Below are 21,863 nucleotides of genomic sequence, written 5' to 3'. Positions count from 1 at the left end.
ATTACAGTCCCTCCCGTCTTTGAAACGTAACCGCGGCGATCAGCAAAAAGAGCGCCGCTAATGCTGTATTTAAACCAATTGCAGGCCAGGCGGCTGATACGTCATTGGCGTATATAATTTTATTAATCGCCTTATTGATCCAAGTTAATGGCGACAGGACGGAAATTCCTCCGTCTTCATATTTATAATAGGCGCCGCCGATAATGGCCATCACCTGAACGATGATGACAGTGATTAATCTGGCGCTTTCGGGTTTTCTGGTCAAATAGCTCATGCTGAGACCGAAGCTGACGGCCAAAAGAATTTCAGAGACGAGAATCAAAAGCACAAGTCCCATATGGCTGCCCCAATTCGCTTTTAAGATAAATTTGCTGAAGGCGACAACGGCAAGGATCGTCAGAAAGTTCACAGCCAAAATGCCGAGCATTTTTCCAAGAAAGATATCGCTTTTCGAAAGGGGCGCGGCGATCAGGCGATCCGCAGTGTGCCGTATTCGTTCCCCGCGGAACAAGGTGCTTGCAAAAATTGAGGCGTACAGCCCGATCATTGTCGTCATGGAAACCGCGTAAAAATCTTTCGCTTTCGGTTCTTTCGCTTTGTTTAAAGACGTCTGCTTAATATAATCACTTTTTATTTCGCCGGCGGCAGGTGCCTTATGTGCCTTGTAAGCGGCGGCGCCTGCTTTGTATTGGTTGGTAAAAGCGGTCAGCATGCCTTGGACGATCGTGCCGTTCATGCCGCTCCGGTCATTTGTATAGACTTGAAAACCGCTGTTTTTTACAGTGACGAAAGCATCCGCCTGATTTTCACGAACATCGTTTTTGCCTTTTGCCTCAGTGTCCGCTTTTTGAAAATAGACATGCTCTTTTTTGGCCGCTTTCATAAACTCAGTAAAATAATGAGAAAGAGGGCCGTTTGACTGGTCCGTATAAACCACCTTGATGTTCCCGACCGTCACCTCTGAGTCAAAGGCGTTTGATAATGCCGCAGTGAAAATCAGCATAAAGACGATCGGAAAAGCAAGCATGAAAATAAAGGTCCGTCTGTCACGGAAACTGATTTTGATTTCTTTCCCGGCGATGTGCAGAATACGCATTTGCAATCCTCCTTTCAGTTTGGTCAGTCGCGCAGGCTTCTGCCTGTCAGAGTGAGAAATACCGTTTCTAAGTCAGGGGCCTGTTCCTGTAAGGAGCGGATCTCAATTCCTTTGTCCATGAAGTATCGGATCAGGCGGTTTAAATTGTTGACCCCTGTGTCAGAGCTGATTTTTACGCTGTTTTCTTCCAGTGCCGCGGCTCTGACGCCGGGAATCTCCTGAATATCGCCGAGACTGATGCCGTTTCCGGATGACAGCTCAATCACGACATCTTTTGTGTCGGTAATGATGGAGGTCAGCTGTTCCTTTGTGCCTTCCGCGATGACTTTTCCGTGGTCAATGATAGCGATGCGCGTGCATATTTCTTCAACTTCCTCCATGTAATGGCTCGTATAGATGATCGTGCAGCCCATTTCATTCAGTTTTTTCACTGATTGCAGAATATAATTTCTTGATTGCGGGTCAATGCCGACCGTCGGTTCATCCATGATGATCAGTTTCGGCCGATGGGCAAGGGCGCAGGCAATATTGAGCCGGCGTTTCATTCCGCCGGAAAAATGCTTCGGCAAATATTTGTGTTTATCGCTCAAACCGACGAATGTCAGTGCTTCCTCGACCCGTTCTTTCAGAGCCGCCCCTCTCAGGCCGTATAACCCGGCGAAGAATTTCACATTTTCATAGGCGTTTAATTCTTCATAAATGGCGAGGTCCTGCGGGACGATGCCGATATTCATTTTCGTTGCTTTGCTGTGCTTGAAAATATCTTTGCCGAGAAACAAAATGTCTCCGTCTGAGGGTTTTAAAAGGCCTGAAATCATGTTGATGGTTGTGCTTTTTCCGGCTCCGTTTGCGCCGAGAAACCCGAAAATCTCACCTTCTTTTACGGCAAGTGACATCTGGTCAACGGCGGCGTAATCGCCGAATTTCTTACTCAGCTGTTTGAGCTCCAAAATGTTCATGTTTCCACCTCTATGTCTTATGATGCTCTTATTATAAAAAAAAGAATGAACGGCCGTTAGTGCAGCTGTTCATTCCTTTGACATGAGAATCTTCATATTTTTCACATGAAAACATTCACTTATTCAATCGGCAGCAAGGTTGTGACGGAAAAACCCGCCGTGCCGTCAAAAATGACGGTTCCGCGGAGAACGGCGGCCCGTTCTTCCATACCGAGCATCCCGAGGCCTTTTTTAAAGCGGACGGCGCCGTTTCCGTTATCTTTCACTTCCGCTTTCACGGCTTTATTCAAAACGTGAATATCAATGGAGATCTGCGTGGCATCGGCGTATTTCATCGTGTTGGTCAGGGCTTCGGTTACGTTTTCCTGAATGACTCTCCAATGCATTTGCGTCAGCCTGTCCAAATCACCTCTGTACGTAAACGGAACCGGCAGGCCGTTTTTGGCCGAAAATTCATCAATAAATGTTCTTAATCTGTGAATGCCCATTTGTTCAGCGGGCGGTTTCATATTTTTCAGCGTAATCCGGATATCCTCTATGCCTTCTTTAGAAATGGTAATGGCGTTTTGAAGCAGGTCTGCCGCTTTTTCAGGATGGGAGCTGAGCATCCGCTTTGCCGCTTCCATCTGAATGAGCGCGCCGGTCATGGAATGGCCGATTTTGTCATGGATGGCCTGGGACAATCTGTTTCTTTCTTCGAGTTTGCCGGTGTACTCCGATTGTTTGATGTATTCGGTGCTGCTGTGCAGCTGTTTCGTCAGCTTTTCGATGCTCGACCGCATACTGTCTGACTGCTCCTCATATTTCTTCAGCCGATCGTTTGACCGGGCGGCCAATACGAAAATCGCCAGGCAGAACAGGGTTATGACGGTATAGGCGGGAAGATCGCCGTACGGAATAAATAAAAACGGCAAAAACACAAACAGGCAGAACATATAGCGGTGAACCGGGTATTCGGCAAGGACGGCGAAAATGGCGGGCGGCAAAAGAAACAGAAACGCCGGATGGCCCCGTACGGAAAGCCAGACGGTCAATGCCAGCGCGAGCAGGGTGATTCCGCGTCTCCAGGCGGGCGGCCTGATCATGCAGACCGCAATGCCCAAAGACAGATAAAGCAGCAGAAACAAGACGGCGTACGGCGTGTAAAGGCGGTCTGCCGATACGAACAAAAAGGCCGTGTAAAAAATGACGATCAGTCTGCTTATCAGCATCCAGAAATCCATACCGTTCAACGCCCGTTATCCACCTTCCCGGTAATATAATAAATCGCGATCTGCGTTCTGTGCTCAAGTCCCGTTTTCCCTAAAATAGATGAAATATAATTGGCCGTCGTCCCTTCAGAAATGAAAAGCTGTTTTGAAATTTCCCTGTTTGAGAACCCTTTCGCAATGAGCGACATGATGCTGAGCTCTCTTTCAGTAAACTGGCTTTCATCAATCTGATGCGCTGCTTCCGCCGGACGGAAAAGGCTGTCTTTTATTTTATCCAGCACGGTGTCCTGAAGGATGCTGTGCCCGTTGAAGACGCTTTTGATCGCATCGCGGATCCGTTCCGGTTCGGTATTTTTTAATAAATATCCTTTCGCGCCGTTTTTAATCGCTTCTAAAATATACTCATCGTCGTCAAATGTCGTCAGGATCATCGGCTTCGTATCCGTTTCCTCCGCGATCCGCTTTGCGGCTTCGACGCCGTTCATTACCGGCATGCGGACGTCCAATAAGGCGATATCGACGGGATTGTTTTTACAATACTCTGCCGCCTCAAGTCCGTTTTCCAAAGTTGCCGATACAGTAAATTCCTCATATGTATGCAAAATGATTTTCATTCCTTCTCTGATGAAAGAATTATCATCCGCGATAATGACATTAATCTTCATAGCCGCACCCTTTGTGTGTTCATTATATACCATCCGATTTTAAATCAAAAAGCCTCCCGGCGAAATCTGCGCGGAAGGCGGATGGTCAAGCTGGTTTTTTCAATTGGATGAAAAACAGCATCAGAAAAGAAATGATCATAATACAGATCACCCATACCCAGGCGAGTGTTTCATTGCCGGAATCCATCGCGACGTAAATCGCTGTCGGCAGCGTTTGGGTGACGCCCGGGATATTTCCCGCAAACATTAAAGTCGCCCCGAATTCACCGAGCGCTCTTGCGATACTGAGAATGCTTCCGGTCAAGAGGGAGGGAAAGGCAAGCGGCACGGAAATGCGGGTAAATACCTGCCATCTGCCGGCCCCGTCTACTTTCGCCGCCCCCTCGATGTCAGAATCAACCGCGGCGAAACCCGTTTTGGCGGACTGATACATAAGCGGGAAAGCGACGATGGCCGAAGCGATCACCGCGGCCCACCACGTGAAGATGACGGACTGGTGAAAAACCTGTTCAATCGCCCGGCCGATAACGCTGTGTTTCCCGAAAATGATAATCAGAATGAAACCGACAACGGTAGGAGGAAGAACGAGCGGGAGCATAAACAGGGTTTCCACGGCCGTTTTTCCGGGAAATCTCGCTTTCGCCATCCAGGCGCCGGCGAGCGTCCCGAGAATGATGACGGCGATGCCCGATGCCAAAGCCACCTCAAAAGACAGTACGACGGGAGTGAAAAACTCCGAAGCCGTAATATTACTTGGCAGTAAATCCATATTTCTTAAACACTTTCATCGCTTCATCTGACTGCAGATACTGATAAAACGCTTCCGCTTCTTTACGGTGCTTTGTATCCTTGACGATGCCGAGCGGATACACGATCGGATCGTGGGTTTTCGCAGGCGCTTCATCGGTGATTTTCACCTTCTTTGAAATCAGCGCGTCTGTTTTATAGACAAGCCCGGCATCAACATTTCCGGTTTCAACATAAGAAAGCACCTGGCGGACGTCTTTTGCATAGACGACTTTATCTTTTACCTTGTCCCATAGGTCTAATTTCGTCAATGACTGTTTGGCGTATTGTCCGGCCGGAACGGATTCAGGCGTGCCGAGCGCGATTTTATCTGTACTGTCTTTTTTCAGGTCATTCAGATGTGTAAGGTGTGCGCTGTTTTTCTCAGGCACGATCATGACGAGGTCGTTTTTCAAAAGATCCGTGCTGTCCTTTTTGTCGATATCTCCGTCATCAACGAGCTTTTGGAATTTATCTTCGGCTGCCGAGAAGAATAAATCAGCTCCCGCGCCTTGTGAGATTTGTTTTTGCAATGTGCCCGATGATCCGAAGTTGTCTTGAATGGTCACGTTTGAATGGGACTTTTCATAGTTGGTTTGGATTTCTTCAAGCGCATCCTGAGCGCTGGCAGCCGCGGAAACGGTCAGCGTCACTTTTTCGTTTTGTCCGCCTTTGGACGATTGCCCGGATGAGCAGCCCGCCGTTGCCAGGAAAACGGCCATGGCCGCAGTTGTGATTAGTGTCGCTTTCTTTTTCAAAATGGTGCACCCCTTATAGCTAAATATCATTAGATCATACTAATTATAACGTAATTGTACGTTGTGGTGCGGTTTTTTTTCAATAACTTAACAGTTATAATAAAAACGGAGCGTGATATTATGGCAGAAGCCACTTCCTATACAATAGAAGAAGTTGCGGGCCTTTTGAAGGTCTCAAAACTGACGGTATATGATTTGATAAAAAAAGGGCTCATTCCTGCGTACAAGGTCGGGAGACAGATGAGAGTCGATGAAGAAGACTTAAAACAATATAAAGCAAACATGAGGATGTCAAAAAAGCCATCCGCAGCCGATGCGGCTGACTCGCCCCGCAGGCGGGACCCGGAAAAAAGGGAGTCCGTTATCATCAGCGGGCAGGATGTGTCGATGGACCTCCTCAGCAAACAGCTGGAACGAACGATACAGGCGGCTCCGCTTCGCAAGTACAGCGGCAGTTTAAACAGCCTGATCGAGATGTACCGGGGGGCTTGCGATATCGTCAGTCTTCATTTGTACGATGGGGAGACGGGGCAGTATAACATTCCGTATGTGAAGCGCATTCTTTCAGGAGAGCCGTTTGCGCTTTTTCATGTCGTGCTTCGGCAGGCCGGATTATATGTGAAAAAAGGCAATCCGCTGAACATTCAGGGCTTTCAGGACGTGAGCAGAAAGGACGTCCGCATCGTCAATCGCGAAAAAGGATCAGGCGCGAGGGTGCTGCTGGATGAACAGCTCAGATCATTCGGCATCACGCCGTCTGATGTCGCCGGCTACCATGACATTGTCACGGATCATCTGTCAGCGGCTTCACAAGTATCCGGCGGAAAAGCGGATATAGGAGTCGGGTCGCAGCATGCGGCGCATATGGCAGGCACGGATTTTATCCCGGTGATCAGTGAGCAGTACGATGTTGTCGTCTTAAAACAAAACCCGGAGCTTGTTCAAAGCGTGCGGGACATTCTCAATTCCGAGGAATTCAAGTCTCAGCTTTCTCAATTATCCGGATATGATACGAAAATGACCGGACGGCTGATATATGAAACATAAAAAACCCCTCCATAAAACGGAGGGATTTTTTTATTGCTTATAAAACCGCAGCAGGTCGCCGTTTAATATTTTATCGGAGAGCATCAGCTCTTGTTCCGCTTTTTCTTTCTCATCACTGCACGCGCTCACGTCAGAAAGCGGTTCGCCCGTTTTGCGGCTGTAACACGTATTTTTCGTATAGATATGATCGTCCGTGATAAAGCTGCCGTTTCTCAGTACAGCAAACGGAGTCCGCTCTTTGGAAAACAGATCATTGCCGAACTGAATGCTGCCTTTCGTTTCAATGCCGAGAAGGTGAAGCAGCGTCGGTTTTACATCAACCTGTCCCGCAGCGGAAGCAACCGTTTCCGGCGCACGGTCGGTCACCCCGGGAATATGAATGATAAACGGCACGCGCTGGAGCTGAACCGTATCAAACGGAGTGATTTCCTCTTTTCCTAAGAACTCGGCAAGTCCTTTATTATGGGCTTCGGATATGCCGTAATGATCTCCCATCAGGACGATCATCGAGTTGTCATACAGTCCTGCTTTTTTCAGCTTCTTGAAAAAGTGTTTTAAGGCCTCATCTTCATAGCGGACCGTTGTCACATAGCGGTTTAATAAATCGCTGCTTGTGTCCGGTTCATCAATGAGCTGATCTTGTTTTTCAATTTCAAAAGGAAAATGGTTGGTCAAGGTCAGCAGGCTTGCGTAAAACGGCTGCGGCAGCTTCTTTAATTTTTCCGCTGACTGCTCGAGAAACTCTTTGTCCTTCAGGCCCCAGCCCGTTGAATTTTCCTGTGTCACCTGAAATTCATCGGCGTCAAAAAAACGGTCGATTCCGAAGGCGCCGTACATCTCATCCCGGTTCCAAAAGGCCTTATGGTTGGCATGCAGAACGGCTGAATAGTATTGATGGTCTTTTAACGTATGGTACATCGTATTGAACCGGTGGCCGCTTTTTGTAAAAAAAAACGGCGCCGCTGGAAGACGGGTACAGCGAATTCGCGGTGATGAATTCTGAATCTGAGGTTTTACCCTGTTCGGTCTGCTGATAAAAATGAGTGAAATCATAACTTTTTTTCCGCAGCTTATTCATAAACGGGGTAATCTCCCGCCCGTTGACCCGTTCGTCCATCACAAAACGCTGTGTTGATTCGAGCGTCACAAAAATCACATTGCGCCCCTTTGCAAGCCCGAACTTTGAATCGGACGGGCTGCTGTAGTCGGCTTGAGTGTAATTCGCCACCGCCGCAAGGCTGTCTTCATCTGCAAACGCTTTAGCCCCTGCATTCAGCGTCTGCGAAATGGTGTCATACAAATGAAAGTGGAACAGGCCGATTCCTTTTACGAGCGCTTCACGATCAAAAGGATGCTTGAACAGCTTCGGCTGCTCGGCCTCAGACAGCGCAAGGTTGCACAGCATGAGGCCGGCTGATGCCCACGCATACGCTTTAACGGTTCGTGCGCCTGCTTTTCCCTTACCGGCTGTATCCCTTTTCGCAAGATAAAACAGAACCGCAATATCCAAGAATAAAGCGATATAAAGCGGGTGAAACAGCTCTTGGACGCTGCTTCCCATATCGCCCATATTGCTCGCCTGAAACAAAACCGGTATGGTGATAAAATCAATATAAAACCCGTAAAACACCGTGTTTGCGATTAAAATCCCCGTCAATATCACATTCGCCGAAAGCAAAAAGATCCGCTGTTTTTTTTCCGTCAGGAGCAGGGCGATGCCGAACAGCGGCACAATGAAGCTCAGCGGATTAATGAGAAGCAGACATTCCTCAAGAACAGAATTGTTCTGCAGATCAAAACCGAGCTTATAAACGACATATGTTTTTATCCACATGAACAGAATGGACAAGCATAAAAACCGATGATTTTTGAAAAAGGATTTCTTCATATGTATGACTCCTCACCCTAAAAGCGAAAAGACGCTTTTTGTTTAAGAGATGCGGCCGTGAACCAGTTCGTATAAATAATAGCAGGATACAATCGTTAAGCCGGCCAGCACAAGCTGCTCCGAAAAGCTCCCCGTCCTCATATAAAGGGGAAGACGGAAGCGGATCGCGGACGGAAACAGCAGTTTAATCCCGTTGACGGTCCATGCGTCAAGCACAAGATGGCTTGCCATTCCGATCATCAGTCCGGCGGAAATGCTTGGATTCGGAATGTAGGTTGCCGTGATGAAAAACATAATAAGCATAAACAGCAGGCTGTGTGTAAATGTTCTGTGTCCGAACACCGTGCTTACGATTTTGGACAGAACGGGCAGCGTCCTGCCGATTTTGCTTTTCGTATGGCATATATCGGGAATCAGCGCCCCGATGGCACCGGCTGAGGTCATCAGAACCGGATCATACCCGTAGTAATAAGCAATTGCGGAACAAGAAGCGATGCCTCCCATGATGTGTGTTTTTCCTGTCATTTTTCGCTTCTCCTTTTTATTTTTGCCAAAATCCCCTGAATTACAAATATATCAAGAGAATGCATGTTTGATCAACAAACTTTACCTGTAACACCAAAAGGAAGGAGACGCGGATTCCGCATATTCTGCCGCGTAAAAAGACACATTATAGGTGTACCTATATTTGATAAAGAGGTGATACAGATGGCTTTCTTTAACAAAGAAAAAGGAAAAAACAGCGATAAAAACAAAAACGTCATTCAAGGTGCGCTTGACGACGCCAGTGCAGCTCTGAAAGACGATCCGCTTCAAGAAGCTGTTCAAAAGAAAAAAAACAACCGCTGACCATATAAAACGGGTAGGGCGAATGCTCTATCCGTTTTCCGTCTAATTTTTCCCTTTGACAGATCTTTTTATCTCTGATAACCTCTGAGTAGAATTGAATGATAAAAATCCTCACTCTTTCTCGGTGAGGTAGAGGTTGCGCTTGATGATGAGTCGCACATGCCAGGCTGACAGGGGCCGCAAAACATGTGTTAAAGGCATCAGCGCCGAAGTGTAAAGAAAGCCGATCCTTCTTTATGCTGGGACTGTATCTGAATAAGTGCAGGACTGCCGCGTGCTTTTTCGCGGAGGGCTATCCGGAGATCAAGGGTGTGTGTTTCTTTAAGCATGGACTTTTGTTCAGGCTTTTTTTGTGTGTAAATATGGTCTCGGGGTCTGGTCCGTACGAATGAACAACCAGGAGGTACAGGAATGGAACAGACGAAAAAATGGGGTTTTTGGTTACTGACGGCATTTGTCGTAGGAAATATGGTAGGATCGGGCATCTTTTCCCTTCCGAGCACGCTCGCAAAAATCGCGAGTCCGTTCGGCGCTACATCGGCATGGCTTTTAACGGGAGCCGGTGTTTTAATGATCGCGCTTGTTTTCGGCCACTTATCCATCCGTAAGCCTGAGCTGACGGCGGGGCCGCAAAGCTATGCGAGAGCGCTGTTCAGCGATCGGAAGAAAGGGAATGCAGCCGGATTCACGATGGTGTGGGGCTACTGGGTGGCGAGCTGGATCAGCAACGTGGCGATCATCACAAGCCTTGCCGGATATTTAACATCATTTTTCCCGATTTTAACGGATAAGCGTGAAATGTTTTCGATCGGCGGTCAGGCGGTTACGCTCGGCCAGCTGCTGACGTTTGCCGTATGTACGGTTTTATTATGGGGCACTCACACGATTCTCGTCTCCAGCATTAACGGTGCGAGTAAATTAAATTTCGTCACGACGTTTTCAAAAGTATTAGGATTTATCTTTTTTATCATTGCAGGTTTGTTTGTGTTTCAAACGTCGTTTTTCGATCATTTTTATTTTCCGGTTCAAACTGGGCCTCACACAGTTGAGGGAATCGGCGGGCAGATCCACAATGCGGCGATTTCAACATTATGGGCGTTCGTCGGAATTGAATCTGCGGTCATTTTATCCGGGCGCGCCCGTTCGCAGCGCGATGTGAAACGCGCCACCATTACCGGCTTATTGATCGCGCTCAGCATTTATATTATCGTGACATTGATTACGATGGGCGTGCTTCCACATGATAAGCTTGTCGGCTCGGAGAAACCGTTTGTTGACGTCTTGTACGCGATTGTCGGCAATGCGGGAAGCATCATCATGGCGATTCTGGCGATCCTGTGTCTGTTCGGAACGATGCTCGGCTGGATTCTTCTCGGCTCTGAAGTTCCGTATCAAGCGGCGAAATCAGGGGACTTTCCCGCTGCTTTTGCAAAAACGAATAAACAGGGCAGTCCGGTTGTGTCGTTAATCGTCACGAACGTCATGTCACAAATCTTTATCTTTTCGGTTATTTCCCGGACGATCAGTGACGCGTTTACGTTTTTAACAACAGCGGCGACGCTCGCTTATCTGATTCCGTATCTCGTATCAGCATTTTACAGTCTGAAGCTTGTTTGGACGGGTGAAACATATGACGAGATCAAGGGTTCAAGAGTGCGGGACGGTTTCATCGCCATCTTAGCCTGCATTTATTCTTTTTACGTCATTATCACCGGAACGGCCGATTTAACGACCTTTATTCTCGGTATCGGGCTGTTTTTCGTCGGTTTGCTGTTATATCCTTTCGTCTCAAAGAAATTTGCAAACAACAGACAATCGGTTTGAAAAAAAGACATCTCACGACTGTGAGATGTCTTTTTTGTTTGCGGCAGCGGATTACTTTTTGACGGCGTGTATAAAATGAATGGTCTCGAAAGCGGTTAAATAGTCAGTGCGTCCGCTGAAAAAACGCTCATTGACGGCCGCTGGAGATAAGTGTTCATAAATAAGCAGACCTGATGATTCTAACACCTTTTCAATTTCTTCATAGCTGAAACACGATAGCATCGGCTCTCCGCTGGCTGCAGCCATTTTCACCATGTTTTCCACTCTGTTTGACAGTCCTTTATCTTCAAAGAGCGACTGATCTGCATAATCAAAGACGATAGAGCTTCCTGGAGGGACTTGGTCAAATAATTGAGTAAGCAGGCGGGCAAGATGCTTTTTCGTAAGATAGTATGAAACGCCGAGCAGACTGAAAAAGGTTTTTTGGCGGGAAAAACCTTCTTGGTACAGACGGCTGAAAGAAAGTGAAGCGGCAAAGTCCATCGGTACAAAATGAAGATGACTCGGAATATCGAAATCCAGGCGTTTCAATCTGTTTATTTTGTCTTCCTGTGAAGCGTAATGATCGATTTCAAAGATATCTAAGCCATTTGTTACCTCAGGATGCCTGAAACAGAAAGTATCCAGCCCCGCCCCAAGGATGACATATTGTTTAACCCCGAGCATCATTTCATTCAGAAGCACTTTTTCACAATACGCGGCACGCGCTAACGGTGTAGGAGACAGCTGGACTTGAATCACCCATTTTAAGATATCATCCGGTTTATCTTGAAGTTCCTGAGCCATGTCTTTGCTGAAGAATGATATACCTTGAATCAAATGATCACAAATGTCTGAATGCTCTTTTTCAGAAATAAGATCTTGTGCCAGAAAATCATCAAACATAACCGGCTTGCCGTATTTACTGTGGTACGCTCTTCCGAAAGCGGACAGCAGGGAAGTCATACTTGCCTTGTTTTCTTTCATATTAAGAATCCTCCGTCATTCACATCAATCTCCGGCCGGGAGAATCTTATTATACACGCTAATCCAAAATTGTAAATTTTAGCATAAATAAATTTTTTTGTCAAGTTTTAGGAATCATAAAAGCCGCTGTGTCAGCGGCTTCAGGGTTACTTCGTTAAGCTTTTTGTAATATAGTCCAGCTGGCCTTCAAGTGAGATCGGGTCTGAGAAATAGAAGCCGATCGGATCAATGCGGTAGACATGGTTTTGCTTGACGGCATCGAGGTTTTTCCAGATTGAACTGTCAAGGACGCCTTTGTCGTCACCGCCGGCCTGCCATGGTCCCATAAAAATATAGTCTCCTGCGAAGTCAGGCAGTTTTTCAAGTGAAATGCTGGCATAGCCCGCGCCTTGATTAATGGCTTTTTCCTGCGTTAGTTTTGTGGCTTTCAGCCCGAGTTTGTCATAAATGATGCTTCCCCCGCGACCGAAGTCTTTACCGAATACATAGATGTCTTTACCGTTTGTCTGCATGATGGAGATGGTTTTTGAGCCGACTGCTTTTTGAACTTTTGTTTTAGCGGCAGCTGTTTTCTTATCCCATTCGGCAAGCCATTTGTCTGCTTTATCTTCAGTGCCTGTCATTTTCGCAAACTCTTTGAATTGCTCAATGTTGCTGAGCTTGTCATATTTAATAGCGATTGTCGGCGCGATTTTCTCCAGTTTTTCAATATCGGCCCCTTGTGTCGTCCAGACAACGATTAAATCAGGCTTCAGGTCAATGATTTTTTCAACGGATGTGCCGTCGCCGATGTTTGTCACACCTTTTGTTTTCCCTTTGTAATAAGGGTTTTTAAATACGTTTTGCGGCGCGCCGACAACATTGATGCCGAGCTGTTTGAAGTCGCCGTAGTAGCCGTCAGCCATAACGACGACCCGTTTCGGGTGCTTCGGAATTTTAATATTGCCGTTTTCGGCTTTATACGTGACGGTTTCTTCTTTTTCAGAAGAACCTTTCGTGTCTGAAGAATTTCCGCATGCGGCCAAAGCGGCAATGAGCAGTACGGCAATCAGCGCTGCGCCGATTTTCTTGTATGTATGGAACATCTGGCATTCCTTCTTTCATAAAAAATAGTGATAAAGAGAATCATTATCAGTGTGATTATATCACTGCTTTCATAGAGAAGCACGCTCTTTTTTAAGAAAAACTTTCTTTTTTATATGAAATTAGGTCTATTAAAAGAGAAGAAAATAGTGCTATACTGAAACAAGTCATTGATAATCATTATCATTAACATTCTTGTCTTGGAGAAAGGAAGAACGAGTGTTGGGTCTATTAAAAAAGAAACAGACAATGACGGCTCAAGGAGCGTCAGGGAGCGAAATCCAGTGGACGGCGCGTTCATTCAGAGCGGCTGTGCTGCTTTTTGCCGGTATTGCGGTTTTATTGATCGGCGCAGTTTTGTCTGTTTCCATCGGAGCCGCTGATATTCATCTGCGGACGGTGTGGAACGCTCTCTTTCACTTTCAGCCGCAAAATACATCTCATCAAATCATACGCGATCTGAGGCTGCCGAGAACCGCCGCCGCAGCGCTCGTCGGGGCTTTTTTAGCTGTGTCCGGGGCAATCATGCAGGGGCTGACGCGGAACCCGCTTGCTGAGCCTTCCATTATGGGGGTGACTTCGGGGTCCGGCTTTGCGATCGCTTGTGCATTTGCTTTTTTTCCGGGGCTGTCTGCAGCGGGGCTTGTCTTGTGGTCCTTTGCGGGAGCGGGAATCGGGGCGCTTATTGTTTTTGGCATCGGCCTGTTTTCAAAAGGCGGGCTGACACCTGTGAAGCTCGCGCTGGCCGGTACGGCAGTCGGCTATTTCTTGACTGGGCTTTCAAGCGCGATTGCGATCCGGTTTGACGTCGCCCAGGATGTGAAGTTCTGGTATGCCGGGGGAGTCGCGTCCGTGAAATGGGAAGGCGTGCAGCTGCTATTGGCAGTCGGGGTCATCGGCCTTTTGCTTGCCTTTTTGATTGCGCGCTCAGTGACAGTGCTGAGCTTGGGTGAGGAGCTGGCCAAAGGGCTCGGGCAGTATACGGCGCTTGTGAAAGTAATCGGAATGTTTGTCGTTGTCCTGCTGACAGGGGCTTCAGTCTCAGTCGCCGGAGCCATTTCTTTTATCGGCTTGGTGATTCCGCATATCACCCGATTTTTAGTCGGGGTCGATTATAGGTGGATTATTCCTTGTTCCGCGGTATTCGGCGCCGTTCTGTTAGTCTTCAGTGATATTGCCGCAAGACTCGTCAATGCGCCGTTTGAAACACCGGTCGGCGCTTTAACCGCCCTTATCGGCGTTCCCTTTTTCTTTTATTTGGCGCGCAGGGAAAGGAGAGGGCTGTAATGAATGTGAAATCGAAAAAACCGCTGGCGGTCGCGGCCGTTACGTTATTGCTCATATGCATCGTCTTTTTTATCAGCTTAAATATGGGTGTGATCCGGATTGCGCCTCTCGATACGTTACGAGTCTTTTTCGGACAAGGCGATGCCCGGGATCAGCTTGTTTTATTTGAATTCAGACTCCCGCGCATGGTGCTGTCATTGCTGGTCGGCGCCGGGATCGCGGTTGCAGGCGCGATTTTTCAAAGCGTGTCTCAAAATGACTTGGCGGAGCCGGGCATTCTCGGTATTAACGCCGGAGCATCATTGGCGGTCGTTCTGTTTATTTTCTTTTTCCAAGGGTCCGCTGTTGATTTAAGCATGTTCAGTACATGGCTGCTTCCAGTGAGCGCTTTGGCGGGAGCTTTTCTGGCTGCGTTTCTCATCTACGTGCTGGCTTGGAAAAAAGGTGTCTCACCCGTCCGGCTCATTTTGGTCGGGATTGGCGTTAATGCGGGGTTTAATGCGCTGCTCTTGATTTTTCAGCTGAAAATGGACCCGCGGGATTTCATGCAGGCGCTTGTATGGATTTCCGGTTCGATTTGGAACGCCAATTGGAAAATGGTGCTGTCGATTTTGCCGTGGCTGCTGGTTCTTCTGCCGTTCAGTCTGTATAAAGCGAGGTATTTAAATGTGCTGCAGCTTGGTGACCAGCTGGCTGTGGGACTTGGCACCCGGGTTGAAAAGGAGCGGCGCGTTCTGCTGATTTCCGCTGTCGCCCTGACGGCGTCATGTGTTGCGGCAGCCGGCGGAATCGCTTTTCTCGGACTGATTGCGCCGCATTTGGCCAGAAGGCTTACCGGGCCGCGCCACCAGACGCTTATTCCGGTTTCAGCTTTGATCGGCGCATTTTTATTTCTCCTTGCCGATACGCTGGCGAGAAATGTCCTTGTGACGTTCGAAGTTCCCGTCGGCTTGGTGATTTCCGTACTCGGCGCGCCGTATTTTATATATTTGCTGATGAAAGCGAAATAAAGGAGGGAGACTGCCGCGATGAACTCATTATCGGCGGAACAGCTTACTGTCGGTTATGGTGACCGTCTGATAGCGAAAGAATTGGATATCGCCATACCGAAAGGGAAAATTACAACGCTGATCGGTCCAAACGGCTGCGGAAAATCGACGGTTCTTAAGACGATGTCAAGAATCATGAAACCGAAATCCGGCGCCGTCTATTTAAACGGACAGGCGATCATGAAAAAATCAACGAAGGACATCGCCAAGGAAATGGCAATCCTTCCGCAGACGCCTGAAGCGCCGAGCGGGCTGACTGTATACGAACTTGTTTCTTACGGCAGATTTCCGCATCAGTCCGGAATGGGCCGCTTGAGTGATAAAGATCGTGACATGGTCAAATGGGCGCTTGAAGAGACGGGGATGGCCGAATTTTACGACCGGCCGATCGAAGCGCTTTCCGGCGGGCAGCGGCAGCGTGTGTGGATCGCAATGGCGCTCGCTCAAGAAACGGAGCTGCTGCTTCTTGATGAACCGACTACTTACTTAGATCTTGCCCATCAGCTGGAAATTCTGCAGCTGCTGGACAAATTAAACAAAGAGCAGGGACGAACCATTTTAATGGTCATTCATGATCTGAACCATGCCGCCCGTTTTTCCCATTATATGATCGCGCTGAAAAAAGGACGCGTCATCAAGGAAGGGACGGCGGAGGAAGTCATGACGCCCGGCATATTGGAAGACGTGTTTCAGATTGACGCACAGATCGTAAAAGACCCGCGCACGAACAAACCCGTCTGCTTAACCTACGATTTAATCCAGCATGAAAACGCCTCGGTATGACGGTAAAAACGCAGAGCCATTTCGGCCTGCGTTTTTTTATTGCGCCTGAGTTTGTTTCTGCACGGAGACGCATTTATCCAACACGAAAAAAACCCCAGCCACAATCAGCTCCTCGGTCGTTGACAGCCAAATCTTTTCAATCAGTTTATCCGTCGTATACGCGGTCATCCAAAGAAACAGCAGCTGAACGGTGCTGGCTAAAAGAAGAAAAGGCAGCCTGCCCGTCCTGAAAAAGGTAAAACTATGTACCATCAGCCGCTCAAGCGGTTCAAAACATAACCCGAGAAGAATAAAAAGCACAGAAAAAAGCAGGACGTACGCCATCGATCCGTAGCTCGTCCCGGCTAATGAAAATACGGTCATCATCACGATGAAATACCCGAATAATACAGCGGCCGCTGCCAGGGCATACGTGAGCACCCGGAAAAAAAACAATTTCGGCCCGTTTTGATTGATCATCTGCTCAGCTCCTTTTCACATAGAGGAGACTTGCAGAGATGAACTCTGCAAGTCAATGTGTGTCTTCAGCATTTCTTTTTGACGACTGGATGTTTCTCTTTCGAAAGAATGTCGGTAAAGTCTTTGCCCAGTTCAAGATGCTGCTGGACGAATTTCTCAGGAAGCATGGCGAGCCATTGGTTCAGAGACACATCGGCATAATGGTCATCTTTGAAGATTTCCAAGAAGACGAGCGGCTCATCTCCCAGGTTCTCCACATAGTGGCCCATTGCGAACGGAACGTAACCGACATCCCCGGCCTGATAGTTAAATGTTCTCGCATGGCCGTCCGAAGCAAAAACCGTCATCCGGCCTTTCCCGGAAATATAATACTGCCATTCATGCGTATTCGGATGCCAGTGCAGCTCTCTCATTGCGCCCGGTTCGACCACGACAAGCGCTGAAGCGATCGTTTTGGACACTTTGAAGTTTGTGGAATCCGCGATATATACTTTGCCGCCGTCCGTCTCAGCAGTCGGGCCTTCATCCAGCAGACGGTAAGTGAACGGGTAAGGCACTTCGCCGTTCGGCCCTTCCACAATGTCATCTTTCAGCTTTCCGGGAACAGGCTCTTCAAAGATATATTTTTCTTTCCGCGGCAGGCCGGCAAGGTCTTTTTCTGAAACCCCGAAGTTGTTGGCGATGACATCAAGCGGCGTGTGGGCAAGCCAGTCAGTCACTTGGAATGTGCTGTTTTCTGAGAATGAGCCGTCATCAAAGACTAAGAGGAATTCACAGCCTTCTTTCAGCGCCTGAATGGAGTGCGGCAGACCTGACGGGAAGTACCACAGATCTCCTTCCTTCACGTCATCGATAAAACTGCGCCCCTGCTCATCGACAATCGTGATCCGCGCTTTGCCCGTCAGCATATAAGCCCATTCCGCTTCTTTATGCCAGTGCAGCTCACGGATGGCGCCCGGTTTTAAACGCATGTTGACAGATGCGAGATTTTTAGAAATCGGCAGCTCGCGAACGGTCACCTCACGCGCGTATCCGCCCTTTTCCAGCCGGTTGTGCACATCTGAGAAAGAGAATTTCATATTATCCACTGTGCCGTGATCCGTTTCCGGCGGCACCAGCATATCCGGATTTTGGCGGTCTCTTTCAAGGTTGCGCGGAATCGTGACGGTCGCCCCTTTATCTCCTCTGATCGGCTGCGGGATATTGCAGTTGTTTTCTTTTGACATGTAAATCGTCTCCTCTCAAGCTTTGTTTTTTTCAGAAAGAGAATGTGAAAGGCCTTTCGTTTTCCCTTCTGCTTTGTTAAGTGATGCGTTCCGATGAAAAGTCAACTTCGTTTGAAAATTAATTTTTCATCTTCTGGTCTTTCAGTTCCGTCATCAGCTCGATCAGGGCGTCAAATTTCTTCTCAAACCGGGTGAGAAGGTACATGGCAATCAGAGCCGGAAAGCCGAGATTGCCGATCTGTCTGACTGCTTCTTCTATAAAAACCTGATCCATTATCAGCCACCTCCTGACTTGACCTGCAGTCATGTATATAAGTGAAAGAAAGAGCGGCTCTTGTAAACCTGATATCCGGGCTGAGAGTCTTTTTTTGTTCCGGAAAAACCGGGACATAAGGAGTGTAAAACCTTAGTCGGAAAGGAGTAGTTTACTTTTTTTTGCTTTCTTTCATTTAATTTAAATAGGAGGCGGTTTTATGGACTATCAAGTTCTTTTACGGTCAAAATGCAAGGAAATCATGAAACATCCGATCGTCAAACATTTTTTAAGTGACCCCAAGCATTACGAGAAATTTAAAAATGTGCTGGAACATTCAGACGAGAAAGATGCAAAATCACTGGACGAACATTTTAAGCAGTTTTATAAGGAAATCCGGATCATCAAATATATGAACTCTATGATCCGGATTTTCTCCATCGACTTTGACAAGCGCATCCGCAAAAATCAGAAGCGCTATCCGCTGACGGTTGATCAGCCGGAAGGAGGTGAAACGCTTCCCTATGAAATGGGAAAAGACGCGTATGAAGAGTTTCTGCGGCAGCAGGGAGATTTGAGCCAGCATGTCCAAAACCGGGATTTATATGAAGCGCTTCAGACATTAACCGATAAACAAAAAAGTGTGCTGACGAATATTTACCTTCACGGAGCGACGATGAAGGAGATTGCCGAGTCGCTGGGGGAATCCCGGCAGAACATTTCCAATATTCATAAAAAAGGGCTCGGCAATCTGAGAAAGCAGCTGGACAAGCAAAAAAAGGGGGAAAATAAGCAGTGAACGGGCCATTTGATTTCAACAAAGAGAAAACAGATATCGACGAAATGGAACTCTTGATATCACGTTTTTCGCCAATGATAAAAAAAAAACTGAGCAATACGTCTTACCAGGAAAGAGAAGATTTGGAACAAGAATTAAAGATTAAAATAGTTGAAAAAGCGGACATGCTGTTATGCCAGGAAGTGCCTGGATTTTGGGAATTTATTCTACATCTTATAAATGAAAACTCCTGACAAAAGGGCGGGATGACTGATATACCGCTCTGCCCACCGCGAGAAAAACGAGAGAAGATATCCGGTCTCGTTTTTCTTTTCTGTCTCCCCGCAAGACCTCCGCACTAAAAAAGTACCAAATCTTAACCATATAATGATATGATGAAAAAAACAAAGAGAAAGGAACGTCCAAGGTGGAAAATGCGTCAATTTTAATTGTAGACGATGAGAAGGCGATCGTTGATATGGTCAAACGCGTTCTCGTCAAAGAAGGCTATCACAACATTAAGACAGCCGGCAGCGCCGAGGAAGCGATTGAATTTGTTAAACATGAAACCGCGGATCTGCTCGTGCTGGATGTGATGATGGAAGGCATGTCCGGTTTTGAAGCATGCACCGAAATCCGGAACTATACCGATGCTCCGATCTTTTTTCTGACTGCCCGGTCTTCTGATGCGGATAAGCTGTCAGGATTTGCATTGGGAGCTGATGATTATATAACAAAGCCGTTTAATCCGCTCGAATTGGCGGCGCGGATCAGGGCGACGTTAAAAAGAACCTATAAGCGCGAAGAGAAAACGGCGGTGAAGACGTATTCATACAGCCATTTTTCCTATTCGCCGCAAAACGCCGAGCTGATTGTCGGGGGCGAGCCCGTCAGCTGCTCCGCACAGCTTTTGCAATTGCTGCAATATTTCTGCGAACACCCTGATGTGGTGCTCTCAAAAGACCAGATCTATGAAAAAGTGTGGGGATATCCGTCTTACGGCGACAACAACACCGTCATGGTGCACATCCGCAAGCTCAGAGAAAAGATTGAAAAAGACCCAAGCGATCCGTCCTATATTGTAACGGTGCGCGGCCTCGGCTATCGGTTTATTCCCGATCAAGGAGAAAAAGGAACCCGCCCATGAGAATGCGCGGAAAATTTCTGCTCCACTTTTTCGGGCAGCTGCTGCTTGTCATCCTGCTGATCTCTGTTTTGGCCGTCGCTTCTTTTTTCTATTTGGATTGGCGTTTCAGCGAAGCGGAAGCCAATGCGGGACTGACGAAAGCGACGGCTGACTCGTTTGAAGCGTGGCTTGATAAAAATGAAGACGGCACATGGGATGTCGATGAATTTTTAAAGATGTCAGTCAGAAAGCAGAAGGGCTGGCTGCAGATCATTAATGACAATGAAAAAACGGACTACGCGTACAGAGTGCCGAAAGACGTCCCGAGCCATTACAGCAGAAAAGATCTCTTATCCATTTATCAGTACCGGAATTTTGACAACTACAAGCTGAACTACTGGACGGTCACGATTAATAATGAGACCTATTTGATTCTGTTCGGCTGGAAATCCGCCAGCGAGCAGCTTCTCACTTACATCGAATCACAGGAGCCGTCCCTCGCTTCCCTTTCTCAATATAAAAAAAGCACGGTTGATTATATTAAACGGGAAAAAGGGGCGGTCTATCTTCTCGAGGACAGCGGCAGACTGCTCGGAGATATCAACAGCACCAAAAAAGAGCGGAACACCGTCAATGAGCTTGAATTGCTGAAATACAATTCCAAGCCGTGGAATTATAAGAGGGAAATTTCTTTTAAAAGACTCGATAAAACGAAATGGATGGTCGCGTCGGTGCCGAACCCCGTGTACATCCCCGATCATGAGTTTAATAAGTCATTTTTGAGAAATGTGATGAAAACCCTCTTTTTGCTGATCGGAATCTTGGTATTAATGATCTGTATTCTGACAATCTGGTACTCTTTCCGTTTCGGATGGCCGCTTTTTCATACCATCAAATGGCTTGTCAATTTATCAAAGGGCCGGCTTGAAGAGCCGAAGAACCGCAAAGGACAGCCGGTCAGCAAAAACAAAAAAGGCAAAACAAAGCAGCCGTTCCGCTTTTTCGCCGAGATTTTCGAATCGATGGACCAGCTGACCGATACGCTGAAGCGGGATAAGAAAAACAGAGAAAAAATCCAGGCGACTAGGGAAGAATGGATCGCCGGACTCAGCCATGATTTAAAAACACCGCTGAGCACGATTTACGGCTACAGCATGATGCTTGAATCGAAGCAATACGACTGGACCCCGGAGGAAGTCAAAGAAATGGGGCAGATCGTCCGGGAAAAATCAGAATATATGTCGAAGCTGATTGAGGACTTAAACTTGACATACCGGCTGAAAAACGCCGCCCTCCCGATTGAACGGCGGCTGATCAACGTCGTTCCGTTTATCAGAAACGTCACGAACGATTTCACGAAAAACACGTTCTCGGAAGGCTATGACATCGCCTTTGAAACCAAAAAGGAAGACATTCTTTTCGCCATTGATGAAGCATGGTTCCGCCGTATTCTGGAGAATCTGCTGGCAAACGCCGTAAAGCATAATAAGAAAGGGACCGCCATTCGGGTCGTGCTCGAGGAATCAGCCGAACAGCTGATTCTGAAGGTGAAAGATAACGGAAGAGGAATGGACGAAGAAACGATTCACCAGCTGTTTAACCGTTATTACCGGGGAACGAATACGAAGGGGCCGTCAGAAGGAACGGGGCTCGGACTCGCCATTGCCAAGGAACTGGTGCATCTTCATAACGGAACCATTCATGTCAACAGCAGAATCAGCGCCGGAACGGTTATTACGATTCTTTTTAAAAAAGATTGAGTTTGGACGC

Annotated in this window: 22 protein-coding genes, 1 pseudogene and 1 riboswitch; of the genes and pseudogenes, 10 read left to right on the top strand and 13 right to left on the bottom strand. The window is 47.4% G+C overall.

Annotated elements, in window-relative coordinates:
• Window position 1: 1 nt before the first annotated feature.
• From BAMF_RS36740 to modA, 6 genes are all read right to left on the bottom strand, one after another.
• The gene (locus BAMF_RS36740; RefSeq protein WP_013353596.1) at window positions 2–1,096 is read right to left on the bottom strand and encodes an ABC transporter permease; all 1,095 of its coding nucleotides are present in this window, start codon (window positions 1,094–1,096) and stop codon (window positions 2–4) included.
• A gap of 23 nt (window positions 1,097–1,119) precedes the next feature.
• Window positions 1,120–2,055 (bottom strand): ABC transporter ATP-binding protein, encoded by a 936-nt coding sequence (locus BAMF_RS36735; RefSeq protein ID WP_013353595.1) that lies wholly within the window; start codon window positions 2,053–2,055, stop codon window positions 1,120–1,122.
• Between the two features lie 119 nt (window positions 2,056–2,174).
• The gene (locus tag BAMF_RS36730; RefSeq protein ID WP_038463294.1) at window positions 2,175–3,278 is read right to left on the bottom strand and encodes a sensor histidine kinase; all 1,104 of its coding nucleotides are present in this window, start codon (window positions 3,276–3,278) and stop codon (window positions 2,175–2,177) included.
• 5 nt (window positions 3,279–3,283) lie between these two features.
• On the bottom strand, window positions 3,284–3,931 hold the full coding sequence (locus BAMF_RS36725) for a response regulator transcription factor (RefSeq protein ID WP_013353593.1): 648 nt from the start codon (window positions 3,929–3,931) through the stop codon (window positions 3,284–3,286).
• An 85-nt stretch (window positions 3,932–4,016) separates the two neighbouring features.
• Window positions 4,017–4,700, bottom strand: a complete 684-nt coding sequence (modB, locus tag BAMF_RS36720) for a molybdate ABC transporter permease subunit (protein ID WP_013353592.1) — start codon at window positions 4,698–4,700, stop codon at window positions 4,017–4,019.
• Complete coding sequence (gene modA / locus BAMF_RS36715) at window positions 4,681–5,439, bottom strand: molybdate ABC transporter substrate-binding protein (RefSeq protein WP_373419143.1); 759 nt, start codon at window positions 5,437–5,439, stop codon at window positions 4,681–4,683. The genes modB and modA overlap by 20 nt, the downstream gene beginning before the upstream one ends.
• A gap of 156 nt (window positions 5,440–5,595) precedes the next feature.
• On the opposite strand from modA, the gene BAMF_RS36710 reads away from it, so the two are divergent.
• Window positions 5,596–6,522, top strand: a complete 927-nt coding sequence (locus BAMF_RS36710) for a substrate-binding domain-containing protein (RefSeq protein WP_013353590.1) — start codon at window positions 5,596–5,598, stop codon at window positions 6,520–6,522.
• Between the two features lie 30 nt (window positions 6,523–6,552).
• Here BAMF_RS36710 and BAMF_RS40975 read toward each other — a convergent pair.
• Window positions 6,553–8,410 (bottom strand): annotated as a pseudogene (locus BAMF_RS40975) (LTA synthase family protein).
• A gap of 42 nt (window positions 8,411–8,452) precedes the next feature.
• Window positions 8,453–8,935: a metal-dependent hydrolase gene (locus BAMF_RS36695; RefSeq protein WP_013353587.1), complete on the bottom strand. Its 483-nt coding sequence runs from the start codon at window positions 8,933–8,935 to the stop codon at window positions 8,453–8,455.
• A 183-nt stretch (window positions 8,936–9,118) separates the two neighbouring features.
• Here BAMF_RS36695 and sspJ point away from each other — a divergent pair, with 183 nt between their 5' ends.
• Together sspJ and BAMF_RS36685 are read left to right on the top strand one after the other, a co-directional pair.
• Complete coding sequence (gene sspJ, locus BAMF_RS36690; protein WP_003151760.1) at window positions 9,119–9,259, top strand: small acid-soluble spore protein SspJ; 141 nt, start codon at window positions 9,119–9,121, stop codon at window positions 9,257–9,259.
• Between the two features lie 122 nt (window positions 9,260–9,381).
• Window positions 9,382–9,562, top strand: a riboswitch (Lysine riboswitch).
• Window positions 9,563–9,670: 108 nt separating this feature from the next.
• Entirely contained in the window at window positions 9,671–11,083 is a 1,413-nt protein-coding gene (locus tag BAMF_RS36685; RefSeq protein ID WP_013353586.1) for an amino acid permease, read from the top strand.
• A gap of 51 nt (window positions 11,084–11,134) precedes the next feature.
• On the opposite strand, the gene BAMF_RS36680 is transcribed toward BAMF_RS36685, so the two are convergent.
• The gene (locus BAMF_RS36680; RefSeq protein WP_013353585.1) at window positions 11,135–12,049 is read right to left on the bottom strand and encodes a class I SAM-dependent methyltransferase; all 915 of its coding nucleotides are present in this window, start codon (window positions 12,047–12,049) and stop codon (window positions 11,135–11,137) included.
• A gap of 146 nt (window positions 12,050–12,195) precedes the next feature.
• On the bottom strand, window positions 12,196–13,134 hold the full coding sequence (locus tag BAMF_RS36675; RefSeq protein WP_013353584.1) for an iron-hydroxamate ABC transporter substrate-binding protein: 939 nt from the start codon (window positions 13,132–13,134) through the stop codon (window positions 12,196–12,198).
• A 247-nt stretch (window positions 13,135–13,381) separates the two neighbouring features.
• Here BAMF_RS36675 and BAMF_RS36670 point away from each other — a divergent pair, with 247 nt between their 5' ends.
• The 3 genes from BAMF_RS36670 to BAMF_RS36660 are packed head-to-tail and all read left to right on the top strand — an operon-like array spanning window position 13,382 to window position 16,251.
• Entirely contained in the window at window positions 13,382–14,419 is a 1,038-nt protein-coding gene (locus BAMF_RS36670) for a FecCD family ABC transporter permease (protein ID WP_044051913.1), read from the top strand.
• Entirely contained in the window at window positions 14,419–15,429 is a 1,011-nt protein-coding gene (locus tag BAMF_RS36665) for a FecCD family ABC transporter permease (protein ID WP_013353582.1), read from the top strand. The genes BAMF_RS36670 and BAMF_RS36665 overlap by 1 nt, the downstream gene beginning before the upstream one ends.
• A gap of 18 nt (window positions 15,430–15,447) precedes the next feature.
• Entirely contained in the window at window positions 15,448–16,251 is an 804-nt protein-coding gene (locus BAMF_RS36660) for an ABC transporter ATP-binding protein (protein WP_013353581.1), read from the top strand.
• 36 nt (window positions 16,252–16,287) lie between these two features.
• On the opposite strand, the gene BAMF_RS36655 is transcribed toward BAMF_RS36660, so the two are convergent.
• The 3 genes from BAMF_RS36655 to BAMF_RS40965 all read right to left on the bottom strand — a co-directional run bounded on the left by BAMF_RS36655 (window position 16,288) and on the right by BAMF_RS40965 (window position 18,210).
• Entirely contained in the window at window positions 16,288–16,710 is a 423-nt protein-coding gene (locus BAMF_RS36655; protein ID WP_013353580.1) for a YrvL family regulatory protein, read from the bottom strand.
• 65 nt (window positions 16,711–16,775) lie between these two features.
• Window positions 16,776–17,936 carry an oxalate decarboxylase family bicupin gene (locus tag BAMF_RS36650; protein WP_013353579.1) on the bottom strand — a complete coding sequence of 387 codons (1,161 nt, stop codon included), beginning with the start codon at window positions 17,934–17,936 and terminating at the stop codon, window positions 16,776–16,778.
• 118 nt (window positions 17,937–18,054) lie between these two features.
• Window positions 18,055–18,210 carry a YvrJ family protein gene (locus tag BAMF_RS40965; protein ID WP_012118419.1) on the bottom strand — a complete coding sequence of 52 codons (156 nt, stop codon included), beginning with the start codon at window positions 18,208–18,210 and terminating at the stop codon, window positions 18,055–18,057.
• 241 nt (window positions 18,211–18,451) lie between these two features.
• On the opposite strand from BAMF_RS40965, the gene BAMF_RS36645 reads away from it, so the two are divergent.
• The 4 genes from BAMF_RS36645 to BAMF_RS36630 all read left to right on the top strand — a co-directional run bounded on the left by BAMF_RS36645 (window position 18,452) and on the right by BAMF_RS36630 (window position 21,853).
• Complete coding sequence (locus tag BAMF_RS36645; protein WP_088030697.1) at window positions 18,452–18,988, top strand: sigma-70 family RNA polymerase sigma factor; 537 nt, start codon at window positions 18,452–18,454, stop codon at window positions 18,986–18,988.
• Between the two features lie 44 nt (window positions 18,989–19,032).
• Window positions 19,033–19,221: a sigma-O factor regulator RsoA gene (gene rsoA / locus BAMF_RS36640; protein ID WP_373419142.1), complete on the top strand. Its 189-nt coding sequence runs from the start codon at window positions 19,033–19,035 to the stop codon at window positions 19,219–19,221.
• A gap of 173 nt (window positions 19,222–19,394) precedes the next feature.
• Entirely contained in the window at window positions 19,395–20,114 is a 720-nt protein-coding gene (locus tag BAMF_RS36635; protein ID WP_013353576.1) for a response regulator transcription factor, read from the top strand.
• A complete protein-coding gene (locus BAMF_RS36630; protein ID WP_013353575.1) occupies window positions 20,111–21,853 on the top strand; it encodes a HAMP domain-containing sensor histidine kinase in 1,743 nt (580 codons plus the stop codon). Before BAMF_RS36635 ends, BAMF_RS36630 begins: the two co-directional genes overlap by 4 nt.
• Window positions 21,854–21,863 lie beyond the last annotated feature (10 nt).

This window comes from Bacillus amyloliquefaciens DSM 7 = ATCC 23350, assembly GCF_000196735.1.
Classification (GTDB): domain Bacteria; phylum Bacillota; class Bacilli; order Bacillales; family Bacillaceae; genus Bacillus; species Bacillus amyloliquefaciens.
This window is presented reverse-complemented; position numbering and strand designations above follow the sequence as displayed.